The sequence below is a fragment of the Calditerricola satsumensis genome (assembly GCF_014646935.1).
GTDB classification, from domain to species: Bacteria; Bacillota; Bacilli; order Calditerricolales; family Calditerricolaceae; genus Calditerricola; species Calditerricola satsumensis.
Genome location: NZ_BMOF01000074.1, coordinates 1 through 6,372, shown reverse-complemented (window position 1 = coordinate 6,372; position 6,372 = coordinate 1). Strand labels below are relative to the sequence as shown.

At 68.2% G+C, this 6,372-nt stretch carries 5 protein-coding genes; 2 read left to right on the top strand and 3 right to left on the bottom strand.

Annotation, left to right across the window (positions count from 1 at the left end; genetic code table 11):
• Positions 1-154: 154 nt before the first annotated feature.
• Complete coding sequence (locus IEX61_RS11695; RefSeq protein ID WP_188818184.1) at positions 155-1,126, top strand: branched-chain amino acid transaminase; 972 nt, start codon at positions 155-157, stop codon at positions 1,124-1,126.
• Between the two features lie 530 nt (positions 1,127-1,656).
• Positions 1,657-2,592 carry a threonine ammonia-lyase gene (gene ilvA / locus IEX61_RS11690; protein ID WP_229725866.1) on the top strand — a complete coding sequence of 312 codons (936 nt, stop codon included), beginning with the start codon at positions 1,657-1,659 and terminating at the stop codon, positions 2,590-2,592.
• 125 nt (positions 2,593-2,717) lie between these two features.
• Here ilvA and nadA read toward each other — a convergent pair whose 3' ends face one another.
• Genes nadA through IEX61_RS11675 form a run of 3 tightly spaced genes read right to left on the bottom strand, consistent with a single transcriptional unit; the run spans position 2,718 to position 6,217 of the window.
• Complete coding sequence (gene nadA, locus IEX61_RS11685; RefSeq protein WP_373277094.1) at positions 2,718-3,806, bottom strand: quinolinate synthase NadA; 1,089 nt, start codon at positions 3,804-3,806, stop codon at positions 2,718-2,720.
• Between the two features lie 49 nt (positions 3,807-3,855).
• Positions 3,856-4,695: a carboxylating nicotinate-nucleotide diphosphorylase gene (gene nadC, locus IEX61_RS11680; protein WP_188818180.1), complete on the bottom strand. Its 840-nt coding sequence runs from the start codon at positions 4,693-4,695 to the stop codon at positions 3,856-3,858.
• Positions 4,649-6,217 (bottom strand): L-aspartate oxidase, encoded by a 1,569-nt coding sequence (locus tag IEX61_RS11675; protein WP_188818178.1) that lies wholly within the window; start codon positions 6,215-6,217, stop codon positions 4,649-4,651. The genes nadC and IEX61_RS11675 overlap by 47 nt, the downstream gene beginning before the upstream one ends.
• Between the last annotated feature and the right edge of the window lie 155 nt (positions 6,218-6,372).

The following is a 6,372-nucleotide window of genomic DNA, read 5'->3' as shown; positions in this document are numbered from 1 at the left end:
AGATTTTCTCGTGAGTGACCGGCTTCACTTCGGTTAGGTTTTTATGTGAGTTGACACGCGCTCGCCCTGTTGACATTCCGTGCGAATTGCGGGAATAATAACGAATAAACCAATGATCAAAATGGCCAGGATCTGAACCAAGGGAGCGATGAGCATGACCGCAACCGAGCAATCCGGATACGCGTACTTTGCGGGAGCGATTGTCCCCTTTTCCGAGGCCAAAATCAGCATCGCCACCCACGCCTTTAACTACGGGACGGCGTGCTTCGAGGGCATCCGCGCCTACTGGAACGCGGAGCAGGAGGAGCTGTTCGTCTTAAAGCTGCGCGAACATTATGAACGCCTGCACCGCTCGGCGCACATTCTGAAGATGTCCCCGCCGCTGTCCGTCGACGAGATGGTGGACGTTACGGTCGAACTGCTCAAGGCCAACGCCTTCCGCACCGACGTGTACATCCGGCCGATCCTCTACAAGGCCGATCCCCTCATCAGCGTCAAGCTGTCCGGCATCCGCGACGACTTCTGCGTGTTCTGCGTGCCGCTCGGCGATTACTTCGACACGGAAAAGGGGCTGCACATGGGGGTGTCGCCGTGGCGGCGGGTCGACGACAACGCCATCCCCGCCCGCGCCAAGATCAACGGCAGCTACATCAACGCCGCGCTGGCCTCCGACGACGCCCGCGCCGCCGGCTTTGACGAGGCGATCATGCTGACGCCGGAGGGCCATGTCGCCGAGGGCTCTTCCGCCAACCTGTTCCTCGTGCGCGGCGGTCGGCTCATCACCAGCCCGGTGTCCGACAGCATCCTCGAAGGGATCACGCGCGGCATGGTGCTGGAGCTGGCCCGCGAACTCGGCTTTGCAACGGAGATCCGACCGATCGACCGCACCGAGCTGTACGTGGCGGAGGAGATGTTCCTGTGCGGCACCGGCGTGCAGATCGCCCCGGTGACGAAGGTGGATCACCGGCCGGTGGGGAGCGGGCGGCCGGGTCCCATGACGCGGGCGCTGCAGGAGCGGTTCTTCGCCGCCGTCCGCGGGCGCGACGCGCGCTACGCCCACTGGCTGACGCCGGTGTACAGCCGCGTGGCCGCCGCGTCGCCCGGCGCGCGCGGATCGGGCAGCTAGCGTTCGACACGTCCGCGTTGTTCAGTCTTTTCCAGACGAATCGCGAAAGCCGAAAAATCTTGTTACGTCAACAGCCGATGACGAGGACGAGTACGCGGCAGGCGGCGTCTTCAGAGAGCCGGCGGACGGTGCGAGCCGGCGACCCCCGTCGCGGAAAATCCCCTCGGAGGCGGCTCCCGAACGCCGCTCTACGCGCGCCCAGTAGGGAGCCCCGGTGGGTTCCGCCGTTATCGGAACGGGCGCCTTGCCGAAGCGGGGCACGGTTCGCATGCTGGCCTTAACCTGCGTTTCAGCGGACGAAGCCGTCCGCGCGGCAAGGACGCCTGCCTGAGGTGCCGCTCAAGCCGTGCAAGGCTCGAGCGGAAAAAGGGTGGTACCGCGGGTTTTGCGCCCGTCCCTTCTGGGAGGGGCGTTTTTGTTTGCCCTGCCCCGCGTTGCTCGCTCGTTATCCTTCCATCGGAGGTGGTTGCAATGGGGATTTTGACGTTACGTACCGCGACATCGCCGAAGCGGACGCGCGCCTGAGGCGGGTGGTTCACCGCACGCCGCTGCAGCATTCCTCCACCTTCAGCGCGATGAGCGGCTGCGAGGTGTTCTTGAAACTGGAAAATCTGCAGAAAACGGGGGCCTTCAAGATCCGCGGCGCCTACAACAAAGTGGCCAGCCTCGCCCCCGATGCGCGCGCCCGCGGCGTCATCACCGCCTCGGCCGGCAACCACGCCCAGGGCGTGGCCATGGCCGCGTTCCGCTTCGGGGTGCAGGCCACGGTGGTCATGCCGGAGGGGGCGCCTCAGGCCAAGATCGAGGCCACCCGCGGCTACGGCGCCGAGGTGGTGCTGACCGGCCAAACCTACGACGAAAGCTACGCCGCGGCCCTTGAAATGGCCGAGCGAGAGAAGGTTACGTTTATCCACGCCTTTGACGACCCCTACGTCATCGCCGGCCAAGGCACGGTGGGGCTGGAAATCCTCGAAGAACTGCCCTACGCCGACGCCCTGATCGTCCCGGTCGGCGGCGGCGGGCTCATTTCCGGCATCGCCGTGGCGGCGAAGACGATCAAGCCGGACATCCGCATCATCGGCGTGCAGGCCCAAAACGCGCCGGCGGCCCACGACTCGTGGCGGAAAGGCCTGCGCCTCGACGTGCCCGCCACGCGCACCCTGGCCGACGGCCTGGCCGTGCGCCGGCCCGGCGAACTGACCTTTCATCTCATGCAGCGGTACGTCGACGACATGGTCCTCGTGAGCGAGGAGGCCATCGCGGCGGCCATCCGCCTGTTCCTCGAGCGGGCCAAGCTGCTGGTCGAGGGGGCGGGCGCCGCCGCCCTCGCCGCCCTGCTCGGCGGCGAGCTGGCCTACCTGCGCGGGCAGCGGGTGGTGCTCGTCGTCAGCGGCGGCAACGTCGACCTCAGCCGCCTGACCACCTTGGCCACCGCGCCGAAGACGCCGATGGGGACGGCAACCTGACCGATCCGCACGGGAAGACGAAAAAACGGCACCGGTTCCCACACGGTGCCGTTTTGGTTGAGGCCGCTCCGCCGCCGTTCGCCCCGGCGGCGCTCCGTTGCGCACAAGCCGTTTTCCGCTCTTTTTCACGCCAGCGCGAGCATGCGGTCGATGGCCACCCTGGCCCACCGGGCCACCTCCGGCTCGACGCGGATGACGTTGTGCGGCGTTCCCGCGACGAGGTTCTCCAAGGCCCACAAGAGGTGCGGCCGGTCGATGCGGTTCATCGTCAGGCACGGGCAAATCCGCTCGTTGAGCGAGAGGATGAACTGCTCCGGATGCTCCTGGGCCAGGCGGTTGACGAGGTTGTGCTCCGTGCCGATGGCCCACTTCGTTCCCGGCGGAGCCTGCTTCACCGTGCGGATGATGAACTCCGTCGAGCCGCAGGCATCGGCCAGCTGCACCGTCTCGTACCGGCACTCGGGATGAACGAGGACGCGGATGCCCGGGTAGCGCCGCCGCACCTCATGCACGTGGTGCGGCTCAAAGCGCTGGTGCACCGAGCAATGCCCCTTCCACAGGATGAGGCGCGGATCGCCTTCGCCGTGCGGATAGGCGAGGGCCATCTCCTGGGGATCGTACACGGCCATCTCGCTCAGGGACAGGCCAAAGGCCGCCCCCGTGTTTCGCCCGAGATGCTCGTCGGGCAAAAAGAGGATGCGTTTCTTTTGCGCCCACGCATAGGCAAACACCTTCTCCGCGTTGGACGAGGTGCAAACAAGCCCGCCGCGCTGCCCCACAAAGGCCTTGATCGCCGCCGTGGAGTTGACGTACGTGACGGGGATGATCGTGTCGCCGAACTGCTCGGTCAAGAGGTCCCAGCACACCTCGACGTCTTCGATGGCGGCCATGTCGGCCATGGAGCACCCGGCGTTCAAGTCCGGAAGCACGACGATCTGCTCGTCGGCGGTGAGGATGTCCGCCGTCTCGGCCATGAAGTGCACGCCGCAGAAGACGATGTACCGTGCATCCAGCTCCGCGGCGATGCGGGCCAGCTTGAGCGAGTCGCCGCGGTGGTCGGCAAAGGCGATGACGTCGTCACGCTGGTAGTGATGGCCGAGAATGACGAGATCCCGCCCCAGCCGTTCTTTGGCCGCGGCGATGCGGCGGTCCAGCTCTTCCGACGAGAGCCCGGTGTACGCCTCGCCGATCGGCGCCTGGTGCAGCGCGTTCACGAATGCGGCCATGGAGAACCCTCCTTTTGCCCTTGCGCGGAGCACACGATCAGCGGATCGGCTCCACGTCCAGGCTGATGTCCAGCGCCCGTACGGAATGGGTGAGCCAGCCCAGGGAGATGACGTCGACGCCTGTGGCGGCGTACGCCCGCACGTTCTCCGGCGTGATGCCGCCCGATGCCTCGGTGATGGCCCGGCCCCCCACGCGGCGCACCGCCTCCGCCACCTCGTCGGGGGTCATGTTGTCGAGGAGAACGATGTCGACGCCGAGCCGCACGGCCTCGTCAACCTGCTCGAGGGTGTCGGCTTCCACCTCGATCTTGACCCAATACCCGACGCGCCGGCGCACCGCCTCGACGGCGCGGGCAAGCGACCCGGCGGCGGCGATGTGGTTGTCCTTGATCATGACGCAATCGTAAAGGCCGAACCGGTGGTTGACACCCCCGCCCACCCGCACGGCGTACTTGTCCAGGACGCGAAGCCCGGGCAGCGTCTTGCGCGTGTCGGCGATGCGCACGGGAAACCCGGATACGGCCCGGCAGACGTCGCGCGTCGCCGTGGCGATGCCCGACAGGCGCTGCAAGAGGTTGAGGGCGACGCGCTCGGCCGACAGGATGGCCCGGCCCTCCCCACACACGGTGGCCAGCACCGTTCCCGCCGTCACGTCGCTTCCCTCGTCCACGTGCCGCTCGATGCGCACCGCGGGATCGAGCAGGCGAAACGCCTCTTCCGCCACCGGCAGGCCGGCGATCCGCCCCGCCTGTTTGGCCACCAGGCGCGCAACGAGGGGTGTCCCCGCCGGGAGGATCGCCTCGGTCGTCACGTCACCGGTCCCGATGTCTTCACGCAGGGCATGTTCGATATACGGGCGAACCCACAACGGATGCATAGGCCCCTCCTTGCAGCGAGTGGATGCAAAAAGCCGGATCCGGATGCGGCGCGTCCCGCCGGAAGTGGGCCCCACGGCTTTCCCGTCGCCAGCGGGCCGCGCGCGCGACGAGGAGGGCCGTTGTCACGAGGTGGCGGTCGGGTGTCGGGAGCGGATCCAGGCGCTCCAGGCAGGTGGCGAGCGCCCGCTCGGCCCGCGCCAACCCGTCCTCGTCGCGGACGATCCCGACGTGCGCCCACATGAGGTCCTGTATTTGCGAAAGAAGCCGCGGATCCGGCTGCATGGGCAGGGCGGCGACGGCAGCGGCGGGAAGGGGCGGCGCCACCCGCCGCACCGGCCCATCCAGCGCCTCCGGCAGCGCTTCGGCCAGCCGCTCGGCCATGGCCACGCCTTCGAGCAGCGCGTTGGAGGCGAGGCGATTGGCCCCGTGCAAGCCGCTGGAGGCCACTTCGCCGATCGCGTACAGGCGCCGCACCGTCGTCCGGCCGCACGGGTCGGTGAGCACCCCGCCCATGCAAAAGTGCGCCGCCGGAACGACCGGGATCGGTTCGGATCGGGGATCGATCTCGTGGCGTCGGCATGCCGCCACGAGGGTGGGAAACCGCCGCTCGAGATGCGGAATCCCCCGCGCATCCAGGAAGACCGCCCGACCCGCCTGCAGCTCCCCGTAGATGGCCCGTGCCACCACGTCCCGCGCGGCCAGATCGCCAAGCGGATGGATGCGCTCCATGAACCGCTCGCCGCGGTCGTTGACGAGCACGCCGCCCTCCCCGCGCACCGCCTCGGTGAGGAGCGGCAGCGGCGAAGCGGCGGCGCGCAGCGCGGTGGGGTGAAACTGGACAAACTCCATGTCGCGCAGCACGGCCCCGGCCCGGTAGGCCAAGGCGTAGCCCTCTCCCAGCGCGTCGAAGGCATTGGTGGTGTAGCGGTAGAGCTGGCCCAGTCCCCCCGTGGCGAGGACGACGGCGCGGGCGACAACCTGCAGGGCCCCTCCGTCGGCGGCCGTGGCCACGGCGCCGGCGCATTCCCCGTCGGCCACCAGGAGCTCGGCGACCCGGGCGCGTTCGAACACGGCAATCCGTTCGCTGGCGCGCACCCGCGCGCGCAGCGCGTCGACGATCATGCGCCCCGTGGCGTCGCCCCCCGCGTGGACGATGCGCCGCCTTGTGTGGGCGCCTTCCCGCCCGAGGGCGAGGGCGCCGTCGGCGGCCACATCAAAGGCCACGCCCAGCTCCGCGAGCAGGCGCACCACCGCCGGCGCGCGCGCCACGATGTCCTGCACCGCCTGCGGGTCGCACAGCCCCTGCCCGGCGCGCAGCGTGTCGGCGGCGTGCAGCGCGGGGCTGTCATCGGCGGCCAGCGCCGCCGCCAGGCCGCCCTGGGCGAGCCGGCTGTTTCCGTCCCCCAAGCCCCCCTTCGTCACCAGCACCACGCGCCCGTAGCGGGAGGCCAGCAGCGCGGCGGCCAGTCCGGCCAGGCCCGAACCGATCACCAGCACGTCGGCATCGATGCGTTCGTACACGGTCTCCCCTCTTTCCGCGCCGCATCGCAAGGAATCCGGAATGCGCTGTGTTTCAGTTTCATTATCAAATGGTTCTTGTTATATGTCAAGACAGGTGTGGCTCTAGGTCAATAATTGTGGATGCGAGGTCAACCAAGCCAAGGGAACAAAAGCGA

Coding starts and splice junctions, on each gene's coding strand:
- nadC (WP_188818180.1), bottom strand. CDS start 4,695: ATGCATCCGTTGTGGGTTCGCCCGTATATCGAACATGCCCTGCGTGAA.
- IEX61_RS11695 (WP_188818184.1), top strand. CDS start 155: ATGACCGCAACCGAGCAATCCGGATACGCGTACTTTGCGGGAGCGATT.